We start from the raw sequence: 19592 nt of genomic DNA, 5'->3' as shown, positions 1-19592 counted from the left end.
CACGATGACCGACGACCCGTTTGTCCTCGCCGGGGTGACCCTGCCGTCCCGCCTGCTGCTCGGCACCGGCGGCGTGCCCAGCCTCGACGTGCTCGCCCGCGCCGTGACCGCGTCGGGCACCGCCCTGGTCACCGTCGCGTTGCGCCGGGTGGAGGCGTCGGCCGGCGGCGCGCTGGCCGACGTGCTGGACCGCTGCGGCGTCCGGCTGCTGCCCAACACCGCCGGCTGCTTCACCGCCCGCGAGGCGGTGCGCACGGCCAAACTGGCGCGCGAGGCGTTCGACACCGACTGGGTCAAGCTCGAGGTGATCGGCGACGAACGCACGTTGCTGCCCGACCCGATCGAGCTACTCGACGCGGCCGAACAGCTCGTCGCCGACGGCTTCCAGGTGCTGCCCTACACCAACGACGACCCGATCACCGCGCGCCGGCTCGCCGACGCCGGCTGCGTCGCCGTGATGCCACTGGGCTCGCCGATCGGCAGCGGGCTGGGCATCCGCAACCCGCACAACATCGCCCTGATCCGCGAAACCGTCGAGGTGCCGGTGATCCTCGACGCCGGGCTGGGCACCGCGTCGGATGCGGCCCTGGCGATGGAACTCGGCTGCGACGCGGTCCTGCTCGCCTCCGCGGTAACCCGGGCCCGCGACCCGGAGCGGATGGCGCTGGCCATGCGCTACGCGGTGGACGCCGGCCGCCTGGCCCACCGGGCCGGCCGCATCGAGCGGCGCTGGCACGCCCAGGCGTCGACGCCGAACGCGGGCCTGGCCGCCCTGTGAGGCTGCCCCGACTGCTGGTGCTGACCGACCGCGCGCAGTGCGCCGGCCCGCTGTCCGACACCGTCGCCGCGGCCGTCGCGGCCGGCGCCCGGGCGGTGCTGCTACGCGAGAAGGACCTGCCGGCCGCCGAGCGGGCGGCGCTGGCAGCTGACCTGGCCGCCATCCTGGCGCCGGTAGGCGGAATCCTGGTGATGTCCGCAGGCGGTCCTGCCGGCAAAGCCGGCGGCGATCTTCCCGGCGAAGCCGGAGGCAGTGCCCGCGGCACAGCCGGAGACGGTCTTCTCGGCACAGCCGGAGGCCGTCTTCCCGGCACAGCCGGAGGCGGTCATCCCGGCACAGCCGGAGGCGGTTCTGGCAACGCGGCCTGGGGCAGCGCCGTGCACCTGGCGGCCCGCGAGCCATTCCCGACTGCCCGGCCGGCGCTGGTAGGCCGGTCCTGCCATGACGCCGCCGAGGTCGCTGCCGCGGCTGCCGAAGGCTGCGACTACGTGACCGTCTCGCCGGTCTACCTCAGCGCGTCCAAGCCCGGCTACGGCCCGCCGCTGGGGCCGCCCGGGCTCGCGGCCCTGACCCGAAACGCGCCGCCGGTGTATGCGCTGGGTGGAGTAAGCCCGGCCGAGGCGGCCGCCTGCCGGGCCGCGGGCGCCTATGGCGTGGCCGTGATGGGTGCGGTGATGCGCGACCCGGACTCCGTCGCCGACTACCTGCGCGCACTGACCACCGTGGAGGACCGACCGTGAACCCGCCCGTCGCGCTGACCATCGCCGGCTCCGACTCCGGCGGTGGCGCCGGCATCCAGGCCGACCTCAAGACGTTCGCGGCGCTGCGGGTGTTCGGCACCAGCGCGATCACCGCGCTGACCGCGCAGAACACCGCCGGCGTACGCGGTGTGCACGCCGCACCCACAGAGTTCGTGGTCGCGCAGATCGCGGCGGTCCTCGACGACCTGCCGGTCGGTGCGGTGAAGACCGGCATGCTGGCCACCGCCGCGACCGTCGAGGCGGTCGCCGCCCTCGCCGTCGCGGGCCGGCTCCCGCACCTGGTGGTCGACCCCGTCATGGTCTCCTCCTCCGGCGACCGTCTGCTCGAACCGGCCGCCGAGGCGGCCTACCGCGACAGGCTGTTCCCGCACGCCGCCGTGGTGACGCCCAACAAGCGCGAGGCCGAGGTGCTGCTGGGCACCACCATCCGCAGCCGCGCCGACCAGCACGCGGCGGCCCGGGCGTTGGGTGCCCTCGGCGCCGGCGCGGCGGTGGTCAAGGGCGGCCACCCGGCCGGTGACGCGGGCGACCTGGCGGTCGACGTGGTCTGGGACGGCATCGACACCTACGAGCTGACCGCGCCGTGGGTGGACACCCCCAACACGCACGGCACCGGCTGCTCGTTCGCCGCCGCGACCGCCGCGCACCTGGCCCAGGGCGCCGACCTGCGGACCGCGCTGGCCGGCGCGAAGGCCTTCGTCGCCCGCGCGGTCGCGGGCGGCGCACACTGGCACCTCGGCACAGGCCACGGCCCGCTCGACCACTTCGGCTGGAACGATTAGCGCTTGAGCCGGTGGGCGAGCCACTCCACCGCGAGCGGGTAGCGGTAGTCGATGCCGCCGTGTGCCGCGGGGAACAGCTCGAACGCGATCCGGTCGGCCGGGACGCCGACCCGCTCGAGGCCGTCCTTGAACGCCTCGGCACCCAGGTCGAGGAACCACTCGTCGCGGGTGCCGGCGTCGATCCAGACGGCGCGCAGCGAGCGCACCTCGTCGGCGTACCGGTCGATCATGCGGATCGGGTCCCAGGCCAGCCACCGCTCCCACAGCTCCGGGATGATCTGCCCGGAGCGCGGGTCGACGGGCAGCCGCGGCGTGCCGTCGGGGTCGGGTGAGAACGCGGCCGCGCACCCGAGCACCAGGACCAGCAGGTTGTCCTCCTCCTTCGTGAAGGAGACGCGCCGCTGGAAGTCGGTCCACCAGGCGAGGATGTCGTGGTCGTAGGCGCGCAGCGCGCGGACCGACTTGGCGAACTCGTTGAGATAGCAGTATTCGTAGAGCGCGTCCCCGGCATGCGTCGCGAGCGCCCCGAACAGGTCCGGTCGCAGCATCGGCGTGATCATCGCGCCGAAGCCGCCGGACGACTTTCCGGAGATGGCGCGCGACTCGGGGCCGGCGATCGTGCGGTAGTGGGCGTCCACCCACGGCACGACCTCGTCGCAGAGGTAGGTGTGGTAATCGCCGGTCCCGGGCGAGTCGACGAACTGCGATCCGCCGTACGCGGTCCAGGCATCGACGAACACCAGGATGCAGCCCGGCGCCCGCCCTTCCGCGAACACCTGGTCGGCCGTCTCGACGAACGGCTGCCGGAACGGCGTGCGGTTGCCCCACATGGCGACCTGGCCGGTGTAGCCCTGGATCACGTAGATGCTGGGATAGCGCTCGGCGGACTGCTCGTAGCCGGGCGGGGTGTAGATCCAGAGCGGTCGGACGTGTGGGTCACCGAGCGGGTTGCCCCGCAGGGCCTCCGACTCGAACACCTCCTCGTGGAGAGTGCCGGCGAGACGGTTGAACGTGGGCAGGCTCATGTCCTACTAGTAGCAGGTTCCAACCGGCGGGCCAGCGTCGCGGCCGCGGCGAGCACGAGGTCGCGGTCGTCGGTGGCGACCACGTCGTAGCTGTCCGCGTCGCGCTGGCGGCCGAACAGGCCGCTGACGAAGCGGCTGCCGACCACGACCACCACCCACTCGGTGGCCAGCGGGTCGCCATCGCGGATGTCGCAGCCGCGCACCCGGGCGGCCGGGTTCGGCGGCATGTGCCGGCCGAACGCCGCGGTGAAGATGCCCTCGGCGGCCAACGTCTCGTAGCGCCGCCGGGTGGCCGGCCCGAACCGGCGCGCCTCCTGGAACGAGGTCAGCAGCACGGTCGGCTCGGTCGCCGCGACGCCCTGGTCCTCCAGCATCCGGCTGCGGTGGAGCATGACCGCCCGCGACGCCGACTCGGGCCGCCGTGCGCCGGACGCGACCTCGAACGGGGTGGTCCCGGGCGGCGCGGGACCCACCGGACGCGCCAGGGGCAGCGGGGTCGCCGGCTCGGTCAACGTCGCCGGCAGCGGGCCGGGCAGACCGAGCAGCCAGCCCTGGCCCAGCGACACCCCCGCCTCGCGAACGGACGCGAGTTGCTCGGGCGTCTCGATGCCCTCGGCGAGCAGCAGCGCTCCGGTGCGCGCGGCTTCGGTGCGGGCGGCGTCGACCACCCGGGCGGCGTGTGCGGTGGTCAGGTCCTCGGTGACGGCCCGGTCCAACTTGATGATGTCGGGCCGCAGCAGCGGCATCATGGCCTGGCTCTCCGCATCGGCGCCGACATCGTCGAGAGCCACCGGGGTCTGCTCCGCGCGCCACCGGTCTCGAGCGGCGAGCAGCCCGGCGGGATCCTGGGTCATCGACCGCTCGGTCACCTCGGCGACCACCTGCAACCCCGCGTGCGCCAGGTCGACGAGTGGACGCAGATCCGTCGGGCAGGCGACCCGTGAGCTCGTCGGTTCGACGTTCACGAACAGCGACAGCGCCGGCGGCAGCCCGGCGTCGACGGCGCCGCGGAAGGCGGCGGCCCGGCAGACCCAGTCGAGCTCGGCCAGCCGGCCCGTCCGCTGTGCCGCCTCGAGCAGCTTCTGCGGGCTCTCCCAGACCGTGCCCGCGGGCCCCCGGGCCAGCGCCTCGTAACCCACGACCTCGAGCTCGGCGAGGTCGAAGATCGGCTGGTAGACACTGCGCACCGCGCGCTTCGCCAGGATGGTGTCCAGGCTCGTCGGCGCGCTGCTCATCAGCCGGCCCGCCGGATCTTCTCCAGCGTGATCGGCAGGTCGCGGACGCGTACACCCGTCGCGTGGTAGACCGCATTGGCCACCGCGGCGCCCGCGCCGACGATGCCCAGCTCGCCGATTCCCTTGCCGCCGGCCAGGGTGATGTCGTCGTCGGCCCACTCCAGCGAGTGTGCTTCCAGGCCGCGGATGTCGGCGTTGGTGGCGACGTGATACTGCGCGAGGTCGTGGTTGACGAACAGGCCCAGCCCCGGGTCGACGACGGTCTGCTCGTGCAGTGCCATCGACACACCCATCACCATCGCACCGAGCAGTTGCGAGTGCGCCGTGCGCGCGTTGACCGGCCGGCCGTGCGCGAAGACGCCGAGCAGCCGGTCGACCCGCACCTGGCCCGTGTCGGCGTCGACCCGCACCGCACAGAAATGTGCGCCGTAGGAGTGCCGGGCCCGGTCGGCCGCCGGCTGGTCGGCGTCGGTGTTGGCGGTCACCTCGAGGCCGTCGGCTGGCACCGCGCCGCCGTGCTCGGCGATCCGCTCGCACAGCTCGGTGCAGGCCTTGCGGACCGCGCCACCCCACGACGCCGTGCCGGACGAGCCGCCGGCCAGCGCGGCCGGGCCGTAGCTCGCACGTCCGATGTGGATGGTGACGCGGTCCGTCGGCACGCCGCACGCGTCGGCGGCGAGTTGCCAGAGCGCCGTCCGGGCGCCGGTGCCGATGTCGACGGCCGCGACCGAGACGCCAAAGGTGCCGTCGGGCTCGGCCCGCGCGGTCGCGGTCGACCCGCTCTGGTAGACGGGATACATCGAGGACGCCAGGCCGGTGCCGAACAGGGCACGGCCGTGCCGCCGGACCCCCGGGGTCGGGTCACGGTCGGCCCAGCCGAAACGTTCGGCACCGGTCGTCAAACACTCGACCAGGTGGCGGCCGTCGAACGGCTGCCCGGTCGCGGGCTCGGTGGCCGGCTCGTTGGCCATCCGCAGCGCCAGCGGATCGAGGTCGAGAGCGTAGGCGAGTTCGTCGATCGCCGACTCGAGCGCGAACATGCCGGGAGTCTTGCCCGGCGCCCGCATCACCCGCGGCGTCGGCAGGTTCAGCCGGGCCAGGCGGTGCCGGACCCGCAGGTTGTCGGCGGCATACATGGTGCGGGTCGCGGACCCGGTCTGCTCGACGAACTCGTGGATGACGGACGTGTATTGCAGCGCGTCGTGGTCGATCGCGGTCAGCGTGCCGTCGCGGCGGGCGCCGAGGCGGATCCGGCTGCGGGTGGCCGTGCGGCCCGGCACCATCGTGAACATCTGCTGGCGGCTGAGCATCAGCTTGCAGGGCCGGCCGGTGACCCGCGCGGCGACGGTGGTCAGCACCGAGGCCGGCGACGGCCAGACCTTGCTGCCGAACCCGCCGCCGACGTGCTCGGTGACCACCTCGACCTGCTCGTGCGGGATGTCCCAGAGCATGCCGTAGGCGGTCGCCACCGCCGCCGGGCCCTGGTTGGAGTCGTGCACCAGCAACCGGTCGCCGTCCCACTGCGCGATGGTCGCGACCGTCTCCATCGGATTGTTGTGCTCCGGCGGAGTGGTGTAGACGCGGTCGACCACCACGTCGGCGGCGTCGAGGGCGGCGTCGACATCACCCTTGACCGACGTGCCCGGGAAGCCGGCGTTGGTGGTCTCGGGCAGCTCGAGGTCGGGGTCGTCGGGGTCGAGCATGACCTTGTGCGGGTGCTCGGCGTAGCGGACCAGCACCTGCTCGGCGCCCTCGCGGGCGGCCTCCGGGGTGGTCGCGACGACGCCGGCCACCACCTGGCCGCGGTAGGCGACGGTGGCCGACTGGAGCACGAGTTGGTCGGCGATCACGGCCGGGTGCAGCCGGGGCGCGTTGGTGTGGTCGAGCACCGCCACCACCGCCGGGTCGGCCAGGGCGGCGCTGCCGTCGACGTTTGTGACCGTGCCGCTGGCCACGGACGCGCCGACCGGCCAGACGTAGAGCACGCCGTCGACCGGGTACTCGTAGGCGTAGCGGGCCGCGCCGGTGACCTTGTCGCGACCCTCCAGCCGGGGCAGCCCGGTGCCGGTGGTCATGACCCGGCCCCCCGCAGGTCGCGCAGAACCGCCGCGACCAGGTCGGCCGCCAGGTCGATCTTGAAGGCGTTGTCGGGCAGCGGGCGGGCATCGGCGAATCCCGCGCGGGTCGCCGCCCGCACCTCGTCGTCGGTGGGATCGGTCCCGGTCAGCAGCCGCTCGGTGGCCCGCAGCCGCCACGGCTTGGGCGCCACGCCGCCGAGCGCGAGCCGGACCTCGTCGAGCCGGCCGCCGGCGCCACGGCGGAGCACGGCCGCGACCGAGACCACCGCGAAGGCGTAGGACCAGCGGTCGCGCACCTTCCGGTAGGTCGCCAGCGCGCCCTCGGGCGGCGCGGGCAGCTGCACGCCGGTGATCAGGTCGCCGGGTTCGAGCACGGTCTCGATCCAGGGCGTGTCGCCGGGCAGGCGGTGCAGGTCACGCAACGGCACCAGCCGTTCGATCCCGTCCGGACGGCGAACCTCCACCACCGCGTCGTACGCGGCCAGCGCGACCGCGAGATCCGACGGATGGCTGGCGACGCACGCGTCGGACGTGCCGATCACCGCCAGGTCGCGGTGTGCGCCCCGGATCGCCGAGCAGCCGCTGCCCGGCTCGCGCTTGTTGCACGGCGTGCCGGTGTTCTGGAAGTAGGGGCAACGGGTCCGCTGGAGCAGGTTGCCGGCCACGGTCGCCTGGCTGCGCACCTGCCCGGAGGCGCCGGCGAGCACCGCGCGGGCCACAGCCGGATAGCGGCGGCGGATGCCCTCGTCACGGACCAGCCCGGCGTTGCGGACCGCGCCGCCGATCAGCACGCCGCCGTCGGGGCGATGGTCGACCACGTCGAAGGGGAGCCGGCTGACGTCGACCAGCAGGCCGGGGCGGAGCACGCCGAGCTTCATCAGGTCGACCAGGTTGGTGCCGCCGCCGAGGTAGGCCGCGTCCGGCGTGCCGGCGACCATCGTGGCCGCCGCGCCGGGATCGCTGGCCCGCGCGTATCGGAAGGCCCTCATCCGCCGGCCACCTCCCGCACCGCCGCGACGATGCCGGCGTAGGCGCCACACCGGCAGAGGTTGCCGCTCATCCGCTCCCGGATCTCCTCGTCGTCGAGGTCGGCCGGCGCGGTCCCGTCGAGGTCGTCGCTGACCCAGCTCGGCAGCCCGTCCTTGGCCTCGGCGAGCATGCCCACCGCGGAGCAGATCTGCCCGGGCGTGCAGTAGCCGCACTGGAAGCCGTCGTGTGCGATGAACGCCCGCTGCAACGGGTGCAGGTCGTCGCCGTCGGCGAGGCCCTCGATGGTGGTGACCTCGCGGCCGTCGGCGGCGACCACGAGTTGCAGGCAACTGATCGCCCGCTGGCCGTCGAGGAGCACCGTGCAGGCACCGCACTGGCCGTGGTCACAGCCCTTCTTGGTGCCGGTGAGGCCAAGGTGATCGCGGAGGGCGTCGAGCAGGGTGACCCGGTTGTCCACGTTGAGCATCCGGTCTTCCCCGTTGACGCGCAGCACCACGTCACCGCCAAGCTGGTCGGTCACGACCGTCCCCCGCCCGCCTGAACGCGTCCGTCTCTCCGACCCTACGTCGGGCCGGCGGGGCGCAAGCTAGACCACCTCGGCGACCCGGCGGCGAACAGCCCACGCGAGCCCCGCGGACACCACGAGCAACAGCCCGCCCTCGGCGAGCTGAAACCACACATAGCGGTTGGCGGGCTGATAGACCACGCGTTGGCGCAGCCCGATCCGGTCGACGCACTCCGTGGTCGGCGCGCTGTTGCTCGGGTCGGCACACACTCGCCCGGCCGCCGCGGAGCTCAGTTCGTGCCCGTCCTTGTCCAGATAGGACACCCGGTAGATCCAGCCGGACTCGATGGCCTCGGGTCCGGGGTCGCCGACGAACTCCTGCTGGGTGACAGCGATCCGGTCGACCGGTGGGATCAGATGTGGCCGCAGGGCGATCAGGCCGGCGAAGGCCAGGCTCAGCGCCACGACCGTCGCCGCGACCGCGGGCATCAACCGGCGCACGAACGCGCCGAACGCCACCCCGGCCAGCAGGGCGAACACCCAGGTCGCGGCCGGCATCAGCCCGGCCTGGCTGAACAGCAGGTCGTTGCCGAACGGCGGACTGCTGAAGGCGTCGAGGCGCGGCGTGGACCAGCTCACGGTGGCGCCCACGGCGAGGCCGAGCAGCACGGCGACGCCGCCGAGCACACCCAGCTTGGCGGCGAGCCAGCGCCGCCGGCTGACCGACTGCGTGAACGCCAGCCGGATCGTGCCCTGCTCGACCTCGTGGGCCAGCAGTGGCGCACCCCAGAACACGCCGACCGCGACCGGCAGGAGGTTGCCGATGAAGACGGCGTTGGTCCACCGCGGGATGAGTTGGTTGAGCTCGGTGCATTCGGGATCGAGCGGGCCGCAGAGCCGCACGGCCTCGGGCGCGGCGCGGACCAACCAGAGCAGGTAGCCACAGTAGGCGGCGGTCAACGCGGCGACGGCGAGGAGCTGCCAGCGGTGTTGACGCCAGACGAGCCAGAGCATGTCAATCTCCTGTGGAGGGTCAGCGAACGACGGAGGTGGGGCCGGGCAGCGCGGTCGCCTCCGGCGTGCCGAGATAGCCGCGCACCAACTCGTCGAGCGTCGGTGGCCGGGTGCTCCAGGCCGGGCCGAACGTCTCGGCACCGGTGCGGGTGAGCAACTGGGCCTGGCGCCCGCTGGTCGTCTCGGTGACCACCGGGAGCCGGTCGGGCAGCAGCGTGCGGGCCTCCCGGGGGCCGCTGACCATGGCGTGCCCGGCGAGTAACTCCTCGATCTCGCCACTGATCTGGATGCGGCCCCCGTTGACGGCGACCAGCCAGTCGCAGGTCTCGACCAGGTCGGCGATGATGTGCGAGGACAGGATGATCGTCGTGCCGTGGAGCGCGACCATCTCCATCAGCACGGCCATCACGTCGTGCCGGGCCAGCGGGTCGAGGCTGGCCAGCGGCTCGTCGAGGAGCAGCAGATCGGGCCGTTTGGCCAGCGCGAGCACCAGCGCCGCCTGCGCACGCTGGCCGCCGGAGAGCTGCCGGACCCGCTTGCGCGACGGGATGCCGAGCCGGTCGAGCCGATCGCGGGCCAGTTCGGCGTCCCAGCCCGGGTTCAACCGCCGGCCGAAGGTCAGCAGATCGGTGACCGTGAACGTCGGGTAGAGGGCGGAATCCTGCGCCATGTAGGCCACCCGGCGCAGCGACGCGGTGTCGTCGCGGATCGGCTCGCCGAACCGCGACACGCTGCCAGCCGACGGCCGGATCAGCCCCGCGACGAGGTTGAGCAGCGTGGTCTTGCCGGCGCCGTTGGGCCCGACCAGCGCGACGACCCGACCCTCCGGAATGGACAGACCGCAATCCCGCAGGGCCCAGGTGCGCCCGAAGCGCCGGCCCAGCCCGACCGTCTCGACCGCCGTCATGCCACGCCCTCCTGCTCGGCGTCGCGGCGTGCGGCCTCGACCAGCGCGTCGACGTCTTCGCGGTCGAGCCCCGCCGCGGCGGCCGCCCGCATCCAGGTCGTGAGCTGGCGGTGCAGCCGGGCGCGGTCGGCGGCACCGACCCGGCCGAGCGTGCGTTGCACGAACGTCCCCGTGCCGGGTCGGGCCGCGACCAGCCCTTCGCGCTCCAACTCGCGGTAGGCCTTGAGCACCGTGTTGGGGTTGATGGCCAGCGCGGCGACCACCTCGGCGGCGGTCGGCAGCCGGTCGCCGGGCTCCAGCAACCCCAGCCGCAGCGCGTGTTTGACCTGGCTGACGAGCTGAAGGTAGGTCGGCACGCCCGATCGGGCGTCGAGCCGGAAGCCGATCATTTCCCACCCTCCACTAAGTGATTAGTGGAATCGTGGAACACGGATCGGCTCTTGTCAACGCCGACTCTCCGTGACCGGATGATCACTTGTCTCGGTCGGGTAACGGCAGCGCAACACGTGTTGCGTCTGTTAACCCGCCCGTCACATGATCTCCAACACATCCCACGCAACACGTGTTGACCGGAGGTACCCGAGTGACGGTTCGGCGCATGGACGTGGCCCGCCTGGCCGGGACCTCGCCGGCGGTGGTGAGCTACGTCCTCAACGGCGGCCCCCGCCCGGTGTCGGCACAGACCCGGGCGCGCGTGCTCGCGGCGGTCGAGCAGCTGGGCTACAGGCCCAACGGCATCGCCCGCTCGCTGCGGATGAGCCGCACGATGACGCTCGGCCTGGTGATCCCCGACAACGCCAACCCGTTCTTCGCCGAGCTGGCCCGGGCGATCGAGGAGGAGTCCTTCGCGCAGGGCTACACGCTGCTGATCGGCAACGCCGCGGAGAACGACGAGCGGCAGACGGCGTACGTCCGGACGTTCCTCGCCCGTCAGGTCGACGGGCTGTTCATCGTGCCGGCACACGGCCCGGCCGGTTTCCTCGGCGAGCTCGACCGGGCGCGTACCCCCTGGATCTGCCTGGATCGCCAGGTACCCGGCGCGGCCGCGCCCGGCGTCCTGGTCGACAACCGGGGCGGCGCCTACACCGCCACCCGCCACCTGCTCGACCACGGCCGTCGCCGGATCGCCTGCATCGGCGGCCCCGAAGACGTCATGCCGGCCACCGACCGGGTCAGCGGCTGGCGCGACGCGCTCGACGAGGAAGGCATCTCCCGGCGCGCGATGTCGGTCACGCACTCTTCGTTCGGCCGCCGCGGCGGCTACGGCGCCGCCCGCGAGCTGCTGGCCGGGCCGCAGCGGCCGGACGCCATCTTCGTCGCCAGCGACGAGCAGGCCGTCGGCGTGCTCCGCGCGATCGCCGAGGCCCGGCTGCGCTGCCCCGACGACGTCGCCGTCGCGTCCTTCGACGGGATACCCGGCGCCGCTTACACGACGCCCGCACTGACCACGATGGCCCAGCCGTTCGCCGCGCTCGGCCGCGCCGCGGTCGCCCACCTGCTCGCCCAGCCCGCCGGCCCGACCGACGTGCTGCCGGTCGCGCTGGTCAAACGCGGCTCGTGTGGCTGCCCGGACCCGCCCGGCGGCGACCTGACGGGCGAAGGGGCGCCGGCATGAGCAAGGTGGTCGTCGTCGGCAGCGCCAACCTGGATCTCGGCGTCGGGGTGCCACACCTGCCGCGCCCGGGTGAGACCGTGCTCGGCTCCGACGTGGTCGCCAGCCCGGGCGGCAAGGGCGCCAACCAGGCCGTCGCCGCGCACCGGCTGGGTGCCGACACCTTGCTGGTCGCCGCCCTCGGTGCCGACCGCTTCGGTGTCGACCTGCGCACCGCGCTGGAGCGGGAGGGCCTGCCGCTGGAGCAGGTGGTGACCCGCGACGGCGCGGCGACCGGGATCGCCCTGATCGTGGTCGACGCGACGGGCGAGAACACCATCGTGGTCGCACCCGGCGCCAACGCCCACCTCGACGGCGCGGCCCTCACCGGGCTGCCCGCCCTGCTCGGCCCCGGCGACGTGGTCGTGCTCCAGCTCGAGATCCCGCTGGAGACCTGCGTCGCCGCCGCCCGGCACGCCCGCCGGGCCGGCGCCCGGGTGCTGCTCAACGCGGCGCCGCTGCCGCCGGCCGGTTCGGGCGCGCTGTCCGAGCTGCTGCGGGAGGTCGACGTGCTGGTCGTCAACGAGGGCGAGGCGCAGCAGTTGGGCGGCGACGCCACGGCGTTGCGGCACCGGGGGCCGGCGGCGTGCGTGATCACGCTCGGCGCCCGCGGCGCGATCAGCGCGGATCCGACCGGCACCCGCACGCACCCGCCGTTCCGGGTCGACGCCGTCGACACGACCGGTGCCGGCGACAGCTTCTGCGGCGCTCTCGCCGCCGCCCTGGCCGCGGGCTCCGACCTCGACCAGGCCGTCCGCCGGGGGTGCGCCGCGGGCGCGCTGGCCACCACCCGGATGGGCGCCCAGTCGGCGATGCCCACCGCCACCGAACTCGACCTGTTGCTCGCCGCCGAAAAGGAGACGACCAGTGCGTAAGACCGGACTCTGGCACCCACGCCTGGCGGCACTCGTCGCCGGGTTGGGCCACACCGAGACCATCGTCGTCGCCGATGCCGGCCTGCCGGTGCCGCCCGACGTCGAGGTCGTGCAGCTCGCCGTGACCCGCGGCGTCCCGCCGTTCCTACCCGTGCTCGAGGCGATCGCCGACGAGCTGGTGGTCGAGTCGGCCACCGTCGCCACGGAGCTGACCGACAGGTCGGTGCTGAAGGGCATCCGCCGGCTCGGGGTGTCCATAGAGGCCATCGGGCACGAGGACTTCAAGCAACGCTGCCGGGACGCCCGCGCCGTGGTGCGCACCGGCGAGGCGACGCCGTACGCCAATGTGATCCTGCGGGCTGGGGTGCCGTTCTGATGCTGCCCACCGACTACGAGGAGCGCGTCTACGCGGGCGTGCTCGGCAAGGTGATCGCCGTCTACCTCGGCCGGCCGTTCGAGGGCTGGACCTACGAGCGGATCAGCCGCGAGCTGGGCGAGATCACCGACTATGTCAACGACCGCACCGACCTGGCGCTGAAGAACCACCTGCTGGTGGTCACCGACGACGACATCAGCGGCACCTTCGTCTTCCCCAGGGCATTGCGCGACCACGGCCCGGAGCCCACCTCGGCGCAGGTCGGCGACACCTGGCTCAACGAGATCCTGGAGGGCACCTCGGTGCTCTGGTGGGGCGGCGTCGGCAACTCCACCGAGCACACCGCATACCTGCACCTCAAGGATGGGGTACGCGCACCGGAGAGCGGCACGATCGCCCGCAACGGCATCGTGGTCGCCGAGCAGGTCGGGGCGCAGATCTTCGTCGAGGGCTTCGCGATGACCCGGCCCGGCGACCCGGAGGCGGCCGCCGACCTGGTCGAGCGGGCCGCCCGGGTGAGCCACGACGGCGAGTCGGTGCACGCCGCCCGGGTGGTCGCCGCGCTGGTCGCCGGCGCGTTCAGCGAGACCGACATGGACAGGCTGCTCGACGTCGCGGTCGGGCTGATCCCGGCCGACAGCCTGATCCGGCGGGTGATCGACGACGTGCGCTCGTGGACCGCGACGGACCCGGAGTGGACGACCACAAGGGCCCGGATCGACGAGCGCTACGGCTACCACCGCTACGGCGGCAACTGCCACGTGGTGCCCAACCACGCGACCGTGATCCACGCGGTGGCCCGCAGCCGGGGCGCGTTCCTACCCGCGATGACCGTGGTCAACACGTCCGGCTGGGACACCGACTCCAACGCCGGCGACGTCGGCGCGATCTGCGGCGTGTTCGGCGGCCTCGCCGGCCTGGCGGACGGCCCCGACTGGCGCGGGCCGATCGCCGACCGGATGTATCTGCCCAGCACCGACGGCGGCTCGACGGTCACCGACGCGGCCCGCGAGGCGATCACCCTGGCCGGCTACGGCCGGGCCTGGGCCGGCGAGGCAGCGCGGGAGCCGGCCGCACGCTTTCACTTCGCGTTGCCGGGCAGCGTGCAGGGGTTCACCGTCCTCGACGGTCCCGCCCAGATCACCAACCCCGGTGGCCGGCTGGCGATCGACGGTGCCGGCACCGCCGTCACGCCGACGTTCATCCCGCCCGAGGCGCGGGACATGCCGATCTACGGGCTGATCGCCAGCCCGACCCTCTACACCGGACAGACGCTGCGCGCCGCCGTGCGGGGCACCGACTTCCGCCTCACGCTCGCGCACTACGCCGACGACGGCGACGCGCTCGCCTGGGTCGACGGGCCGGCCGGCGCCACCGAGTGGACCGTGCCCGACCTCGGCGGCCAGCCGGTCGTCTACGTCGGCCTGCGGGCCGGCGGCCCGGTCGAGTTGGAGTCACTGACCTGGGCGGGCGCGCCGACCGTGACCCTCACCCGGCCGGCCAACGGGCACGTCGGCCACGGCGGCGACCCCGGTGCGATGTGGCGCCGGGCCTGGGTAAAGGCGGTCGACCGGTGGGATCCGCACTGGCCGGAGCCGTTCCGGATCGTGCAGAACCGCGGCACCGGGCTGCTGATCCAGGGCGCCCGGGAGTGGCAGGACTACACCGTCACCGCTGACGTCACCCCACACCTGGCCGAGGCGACCGGTCTGGCCGCCCGGGTGCAGGGGCTGCGCCGCTACTACGCGCTGCGGCTGGCCGGCCGCGACCGGGTCGAGCTGGTCCGGCACCTCGACGGACCGGCGCCGGTCGTGCTCGCCGCGCGCGCGTACCCCTGGGAGTTCGGCGAGACCCACCAGCTCGCGCTGCGGGTCACGTGTTCCCGGCTCACCGCACTGGTCGACGGCGAAGAACTGTTCGACGTCGACGACACCGCACTCCACTGCGGCGGCATCGCCCTTCTCGTCGAGCAGGGGCGCACCGCCACGCAGGCCGTCCAGATCACTCCCATCCCCTCGGAGGACTCAGCATGACCGCATCGCTCAGCCGCCGTCGGTTCCTATCCGGTGCCGGCCTGACCGCACTGGGCCTCGCCAGCCCGAGCCTCCTCCTCGCCGCGTGCGGCGACAGCGGCGGATCGGCCGGCACCGGGACCGGCAAGGTCGACCTCTGGCTCGACATCCAGGGCGACGCCAACCAGAAATACTTCAACGACAGCGTGGCCGCGGCGTTCGAGAAGGCCAAGCCCGGTATCGATCTGAACACCACCTACTACAAGGGCGACGACCTGCGCCGGCTGGTACAGACCGCGCTCCAGTCTCGTTCCGGCCCCGACATCGTCCGCGGCCCGAGCGCCACCCAGACCATCGCCTGGAGCAAGGCGCACCTGCTCGCCGACCTCAACCCCTACGTCGAGAAGTTCGGTTGGAAGGACAAGCTGTCGACCTGGGCGGTGGACGCCTTCACCACCGACGGCAAGCTCTACGCGCTGCCGATGCGGGTCGACACCATGTTGCTCTACTTCAACAAGACGCTGTTCGCCGACAAGGGCTGGAGCCAGCCGACCGACCGGGCGTCGTTGGAGGCGCTGGCGACCGAGGCGGCCGGGCAGGGGATCACCCCGTTCGGCTCGTCGAACGTCGACTGGAAGGCCGCCGGCGAGTGGCTGATGACGGTCTTTCTGGAACCTCTACTCGGGCCCCGACGCGCTGCGCCAGGCGCTGACCGGCGAGATCAAGTTCACCGACCCGGTGTTCGTCGACGCGGTCAACCTGATCAAGGGCTACTTCGACAAGGGCTGGATCGGCGGCAGCGTCGAGAAGTATTTCGCGGTGCCGTCGCAGGAGATCGGCGCCAACTTCGGCAAGGGCAAGGTTGCCATGATCCCGCAGGGCAACTGGTTCATGAGCCAGGTCGGCCAGTATTTCGGCGCCAAGGCGAAGAACGACAACGACTGGGACTGGATGGCCACTCCCCCGCTGCGCGCCGAGGTCAAGGCCGGCACGCTGCCGCTCGGCATCGGCGGCTCGTTCGCCATCAACGAGGCCAGCAAGAACAAGGACGCCGCCGCCGAATACCTCAACTGGTATTACGGCGACAAGACCGCGGCCCTCAAGCGGATGGCCGACGTCCCGTCGACCTACAACATCCCGATCGACTTCACCGACAGCGACGTGCCGAGCACCATCGACCCGCGGTCGGGCCGGGCGCTCGCCGCGGTCAACAAGGCGGTCGCGGCCGGTGACTACGGCTTCGTGACGTGGACCTGGTGGCCGCCGAAGACCGACGTGTTCGTCTACGAGGGCCTTGAGCAGGTGCTGACCGGCAAGCTGACGCCGGCCGCCTACTGCGCCCAGCTCGACCAGATGTTCACGCAGGAGAAGGCCGACGGCAACCTGCCACAGCTTCCCGCCAAGGGACCCGGCAAGTGACCGCCACCGCCGCGCCCGCCGTGGCTCCGCCACCTGGCAAGCATGGCCCGCATGCCCGCCGCGCACGGCGGCGCGCGGCGGTGGTCGGCTGGGCGTTCCTCGCGCCGCTGCTGCTGCTCAACCTGCTCGTCGTGGCCGGGCCGTCGGTGGCCACCATCTACTACTCGTTCACCGACTGGTCCGGTCTCGGGCCGGCGACCTTCATCGGCCTCGACAACTACGTCAAGGCGTTCGGCGACGCCAAGGTGCACGAGGCCCTGCTGCACAACCTCATCTGGTTCGCGCTGTTCCTGACCGTGCCGATGGCGCTGGGCCTGCTCGGCGCCTACCTGCTCAGCCAGGTCAAGCGGTTCCAGATGCTGTTCCGGGCGCTCTACTTCATCCCCTACGTGGTGGCCAGCGTGGTCAACGCGGCGGTCTGGAAGATGCTGCTGTCGCCGACCAGCGGCATCGGCCACCTGCTGGGCACCGACCAGTCCTGGCTGGGTGACCCGAAGACCTCGCTCTACAGCGTCAACTTCGTCGTCGACTGGCACTGGTGGGGCTTCCTCGCCGTCATCTTCCTGTCGGCGATGCAGGGCGTCGACCCGTCGCTCTACGATGCGGCCAAAGTGGACGGTGCGAGCCGCTGGCAGCAGTATCGCAACGTCACGCTGCCGGGCATCCGGCCAACGATGGTGTTCATCGTGCTGATGACGGTGATCTGGTCGCTGAAGGCGTTCGACTACATCTTCATCATGACCCAGGGCGGCCCCGCCGGGTCCAGCGAAGTGGTCTCCACGCTGATGTACAAGCAGGCGTTCAACGAGTATTCGGCCGGCTACGCGGCCGCGCTCGGGCTGTCGATGACCCTGGTGACCGCGGTGATCCTGGCCGTTTACCAGTGGATGCGGCGCAAGGGATGGGAGGACGCATGACCCGGCGCTTCGCAGGCCACTACATCGTGTTGATCGTGCTGGCGCTGTTCGCGATCGGCCCCCTGGTCGCCGTGCTGTTCAACGCGTTCAAGAACAACGCCGAGATCGGCAGCAACCCGCTGGCGCCGCCGACCTCGTTCACCCTCGACAACTTCATCCACGCCTGGACCCAGGGCGACTTCGCCACGACGATGCGCAACAGCCTGATCATCTGCGCGGGCTCGGTGCTCGGCACCTGCGTGATCGCCGGGCTGGCCGCGTTCGCGCTCAGCCAGCTCAAGGTGCCCGGCAGCGGAGCCGTCGTCGGCTACCTGTTCCTGGGCAGCGCGCTGCCCGTACAACTCTTCCTGGTGCCGTTGTTCTTCCTCTGGACCCAGTTGCACCTGACCGACAACCTGTTCGGGCTGATCATCATCTACTGGGCGACCGACGCGCCGTTCGCGACGCTGCTGCTGCGCTCGTTCCTGCTCAAGATCCCACAGGACTTCACCGAGGCGGCCCGGCTCGACGGCGCGTCGAGCCTGCAGATCGCGCGGCGGGTGGTGCTGCCGCTGGCCTGGCCGGGCTTCCTGACCGTGGCGCTGATCGTCGCGCTGTGGTCGTGGAACGAGTTCTTCTGGGCGATCACCTTCATCCACACGCCCGAGTTGCGGCCGGTGTCGACCAGCTTCCTGGCCTTCCAGGACCAGAACTCGACCGACTGGGGCCTGACCAGCGCGGCGGCGATCTTCATGCTGGCGCCCGTCGTGCTGCTGTTCCTCGCGCTGCAACGCAAGTTCGTCAGCGGCCTGACCTCCGGAGGCATCAAGTGACCCGCCCGAACATCATCCTGATCATCTCGGACCAGCTCCGCCGGGCGGCGCTCGGCTGCTATGGCGACCCCAACGTCAGCACGCCGCACATCGACGCGCTGGCCGGTGCCGGCACCCGGTTCGACGCCGCCTCCTCGACCTACCCGGTCTGTGTCCCCTACCGGTTCACGCTGATGACCGGCGAGTACGCGCACACCCGCTTCATCCCGTCGATCGAGTGGCGGATGTCGCCGGCCGAGCGGACGCTGGCCGACGAGTTCAACGAGGCCGGCTACGCGACCGCACTGTTCGGCAAGTGGCACCTCTACGGCAACTTCGGCCACTATCCCGGGCACAACGTCGTGAAGGCGTCCCGCACGCCGGTGCCCCGGCCGTTCCAGGGCCGGTTCGAGCGGTTCGGCGGCTTCGACATCTGCAACGACCCGTGGGACACCTACTACTGGAACGAAGACGACCCGACCCCGCACAAGATCGACGGGTTCCAGACCGACGGGCTCTTCGACCTCGCGATCGACCACCTCGGCGAGGTCGGCGACCGGCCGTTCGCGACCGTGCTGTCGGTCGAGCCGCCGCACCCGATCTTCACGGCGCCGGAGTCCTATCTGGAACGGTGGCGGGACCGGGAGCTGGTGCTGCGGGACAACGTCGAGCTGGGCAAGGACTACAACAAGCGCGGCCCGCACGGTCGCGACCTGCTCGACGACCTGCGGGTCTACTACGCGATGATCGAAAACCTCGACGACAACGTCGGCCGGCTGGTGGCCGCGCTGCGGGCCAACGGGCAACTCGACAACACCATCATCGCGCTGACCGCCGACCATGGCGAGTTGCTCGGCTCGCACGGTCTGCTGGCCAAGCAGCGGCCGTGGGAGGAGTCGCTGGGCATCCCGCTGATCGTCTCCGGCGCCGGCACGCCCGCGTCGGTGGTGGCCGACCCGGTCTGCACCGAAGACCTGTTCCCCACCCTGCTGGGGCTGGCCGGGGTGACGCCGCGCGACCCGAAGCCGGGCATCGACCTGAGCCCGTTGGTGCGGGGCCAGGCCGATTCGGTCGATCGGGAAGGCGTGCTGCTGGAGTTCGTCGCCGAGATGCGGCCGGGTTTGCCCTTCCACGACGAGACCTGGCGGGGCATCCGGACCCGGCGCTTCAAATACACGGTGCTCGGCGACGCGCACGGCGGCCGGCCCTGGCAGTTCTTCGACCTCGAGAACGACCCCTACGAGCTGACCAACCTGGTCGACGACCCGGCCCACGCCGCCGAGGTGGCCCACCACCACCGGCTGCTGCGTGACCGCTTGGCCGAGACCTACGACCACTATGTGCTCGCGCCGGCGTTCGGCGAGACAGGCCTGCACGAGTGGGATCCGGACGCCAAGTTCCAGCGCCGTTTCGGCTGAACCGATTGCAAGGGGCCCTTCCTATACGGAAAGCGATAACAAGGGCCCCTTCCTTACT

Annotated in this window: 19 protein-coding genes and 1 pseudogene; 12 read left to right on the top strand and 8 right to left on the bottom strand. The window is 72.2% G+C overall.

Translation table 11 applies throughout. The annotated features are described in order from the left end of the window. The first annotated feature begins 4 nt into the window (after positions 1–4). The 3 genes from DFJ67_RS30870 to thiD are packed head-to-tail and all read left to right on the top strand — an operon-like array spanning position 5 to position 2321. Positions 5–778 carry a thiazole synthase gene (locus tag DFJ67_RS30870; protein WP_116076835.1) on the top strand — a complete coding sequence of 258 codons (774 nt, stop codon included), beginning with the start codon at positions 5–7 and terminating at the stop codon, positions 776–778. Then, a complete protein-coding gene (locus DFJ67_RS30865) occupies positions 775–1518 on the top strand; it encodes a thiamine phosphate synthase (RefSeq protein WP_116071528.1) in 744 nt (247 codons plus the stop codon). The genes DFJ67_RS30870 and DFJ67_RS30865 overlap by 4 nt, the downstream gene beginning before the upstream one ends. Then, entirely contained in the window at positions 1515–2321 is an 807-nt protein-coding gene (gene thiD, locus DFJ67_RS30860; protein ID WP_116071526.1) for a bifunctional hydroxymethylpyrimidine kinase/phosphomethylpyrimidine kinase, read from the top strand. The genes DFJ67_RS30865 and thiD overlap by 4 nt, the downstream gene beginning before the upstream one ends. Here the strand turns inward: thiD and DFJ67_RS30855 are convergent. The 8 genes from DFJ67_RS30855 to DFJ67_RS30820 all read right to left on the bottom strand — a co-directional run bounded on the left by DFJ67_RS30855 (position 2318) and on the right by DFJ67_RS30820 (position 10464). Then, positions 2318–3346 (bottom strand): alpha/beta hydrolase-fold protein, encoded by a 1029-nt coding sequence (locus DFJ67_RS30855; protein WP_116071524.1) that lies wholly within the window; start codon positions 3344–3346, stop codon positions 2318–2320. The two genes, thiD and DFJ67_RS30855, sit on opposite strands and share 4 nt — an antisense overlap. Next, a complete protein-coding gene (locus tag DFJ67_RS30850) occupies positions 3343–4581 on the bottom strand; it encodes a sensor domain-containing phosphodiesterase (protein WP_116071522.1) in 1239 nt (412 codons plus the stop codon). Before DFJ67_RS30850 ends, DFJ67_RS30855 begins: the two co-directional genes overlap by 4 nt. Further along, a complete protein-coding gene (locus DFJ67_RS30845; protein ID WP_116071520.1) occupies positions 4581–6656 on the bottom strand; it encodes a xanthine dehydrogenase family protein molybdopterin-binding subunit in 2076 nt (691 codons plus the stop codon). Before DFJ67_RS30845 ends, DFJ67_RS30850 begins: the two co-directional genes overlap by 1 nt. After that, a complete protein-coding gene (locus DFJ67_RS30840; RefSeq protein ID WP_116071518.1) occupies positions 6653–7648 on the bottom strand; it encodes an FAD binding domain-containing protein in 996 nt (331 codons plus the stop codon). The genes DFJ67_RS30845 and DFJ67_RS30840 overlap by 4 nt, the downstream gene beginning before the upstream one ends. Further along, positions 7645–8169, bottom strand: a complete 525-nt coding sequence (locus DFJ67_RS30835) for a 2Fe-2S iron-sulfur cluster-binding protein (protein ID WP_275407634.1) — start codon at positions 8167–8169, stop codon at positions 7645–7647. The genes DFJ67_RS30840 and DFJ67_RS30835 overlap by 4 nt, the downstream gene beginning before the upstream one ends. A 66-nt stretch (positions 8170–8235) precedes the next feature. Next, complete coding sequence (locus DFJ67_RS30830; protein WP_116071516.1) at positions 8236–9168, bottom strand: ABC-2 membrane transporter-related protein; 933 nt, start codon at positions 9166–9168, stop codon at positions 8236–8238. A gap of 19 nt (positions 9169–9187) precedes the next feature. Then, the gene (locus tag DFJ67_RS30825) at positions 9188–10075 is read right to left on the bottom strand and encodes an ATP-binding cassette domain-containing protein (protein WP_116071514.1); all 888 of its coding nucleotides are present in this window, start codon (positions 10073–10075) and stop codon (positions 9188–9190) included. Then, a complete protein-coding gene (locus DFJ67_RS30820) occupies positions 10072–10464 on the bottom strand; it encodes a GntR family transcriptional regulator (protein ID WP_116071512.1) in 393 nt (130 codons plus the stop codon). Before DFJ67_RS30820 ends, DFJ67_RS30825 begins: the two co-directional genes overlap by 4 nt. 209 nt (positions 10465–10673) lie before the next feature. Here DFJ67_RS30820 and DFJ67_RS30815 point away from each other — a divergent pair, with 209 nt between their 5' ends. The 9 genes and pseudogenes from DFJ67_RS30815 to DFJ67_RS30775 all read left to right on the top strand — a co-directional run bounded on the left by DFJ67_RS30815 (position 10674) and on the right by DFJ67_RS30775 (position 19534). Next, positions 10674–11690: a LacI family DNA-binding transcriptional regulator gene (locus tag DFJ67_RS30815; RefSeq protein ID WP_116071510.1), complete on the top strand. Its 1017-nt coding sequence runs from the start codon at positions 10674–10676 to the stop codon at positions 11688–11690. Continuing rightward, positions 11687–12601, top strand: a complete 915-nt coding sequence (locus DFJ67_RS30810) for a ribokinase (RefSeq protein WP_116071508.1) — start codon at positions 11687–11689, stop codon at positions 12599–12601. Before DFJ67_RS30815 ends, DFJ67_RS30810 begins: the two co-directional genes overlap by 4 nt. Then, complete coding sequence (rbsD, locus tag DFJ67_RS30805) at positions 12594–12977, top strand: D-ribose pyranase (RefSeq protein ID WP_116071506.1); 384 nt, start codon at positions 12594–12596, stop codon at positions 12975–12977. The genes DFJ67_RS30810 and rbsD overlap by 8 nt, the downstream gene beginning before the upstream one ends. After that, positions 12977–15010: an ADP-ribosylglycohydrolase family protein gene (locus DFJ67_RS30800; RefSeq protein WP_203783155.1), complete on the top strand. Its 2034-nt coding sequence runs from the start codon at positions 12977–12979 to the stop codon at positions 15008–15010. Before rbsD ends, DFJ67_RS30800 begins: the two co-directional genes overlap by 1 nt. Next, positions 15007–15615 (top strand): annotated as a pseudogene (locus DFJ67_RS44770) (ABC transporter substrate-binding protein); the annotation flags it as partial. The gene DFJ67_RS30800 and the pseudogene DFJ67_RS44770, both read left to right, overlap by 4 nt. 112 nt (positions 15616–15727) lie before the next feature. Next, entirely contained in the window at positions 15728–16408 is a 681-nt protein-coding gene (locus tag DFJ67_RS30790) for an extracellular solute-binding protein (protein WP_116071502.1), read from the top strand. After that, a complete protein-coding gene (locus tag DFJ67_RS30785) occupies positions 16405–17325 on the top strand; it encodes a carbohydrate ABC transporter permease (RefSeq protein ID WP_203783159.1) in 921 nt (306 codons plus the stop codon). The genes DFJ67_RS30790 and DFJ67_RS30785 overlap by 4 nt, the downstream gene beginning before the upstream one ends. After that, positions 17322–18137: a carbohydrate ABC transporter permease gene (locus DFJ67_RS30780; protein ID WP_203783161.1), complete on the top strand. Its 816-nt coding sequence runs from the start codon at positions 17322–17324 to the stop codon at positions 18135–18137. The genes DFJ67_RS30785 and DFJ67_RS30780 overlap by 4 nt, the downstream gene beginning before the upstream one ends. Continuing rightward, positions 18134–19534: a sulfatase family protein gene (locus DFJ67_RS30775; protein WP_170216060.1), complete on the top strand. Its 1401-nt coding sequence runs from the start codon at positions 18134–18136 to the stop codon at positions 19532–19534. Before DFJ67_RS30780 ends, DFJ67_RS30775 begins: the two co-directional genes overlap by 4 nt. The last annotated feature ends 58 nt before the right edge of the window (positions 19535–19592 follow it).

This window comes from Asanoa ferruginea (genome assembly GCF_003387075.1).
GTDB lineage: Bacteria > Actinomycetota > Actinomycetes > Mycobacteriales > Micromonosporaceae > Asanoa > Asanoa ferruginea.
Note: the sequence above shows the minus strand (reverse complement) of the source record. Positions and strands in the feature narration are given on the sequence as shown.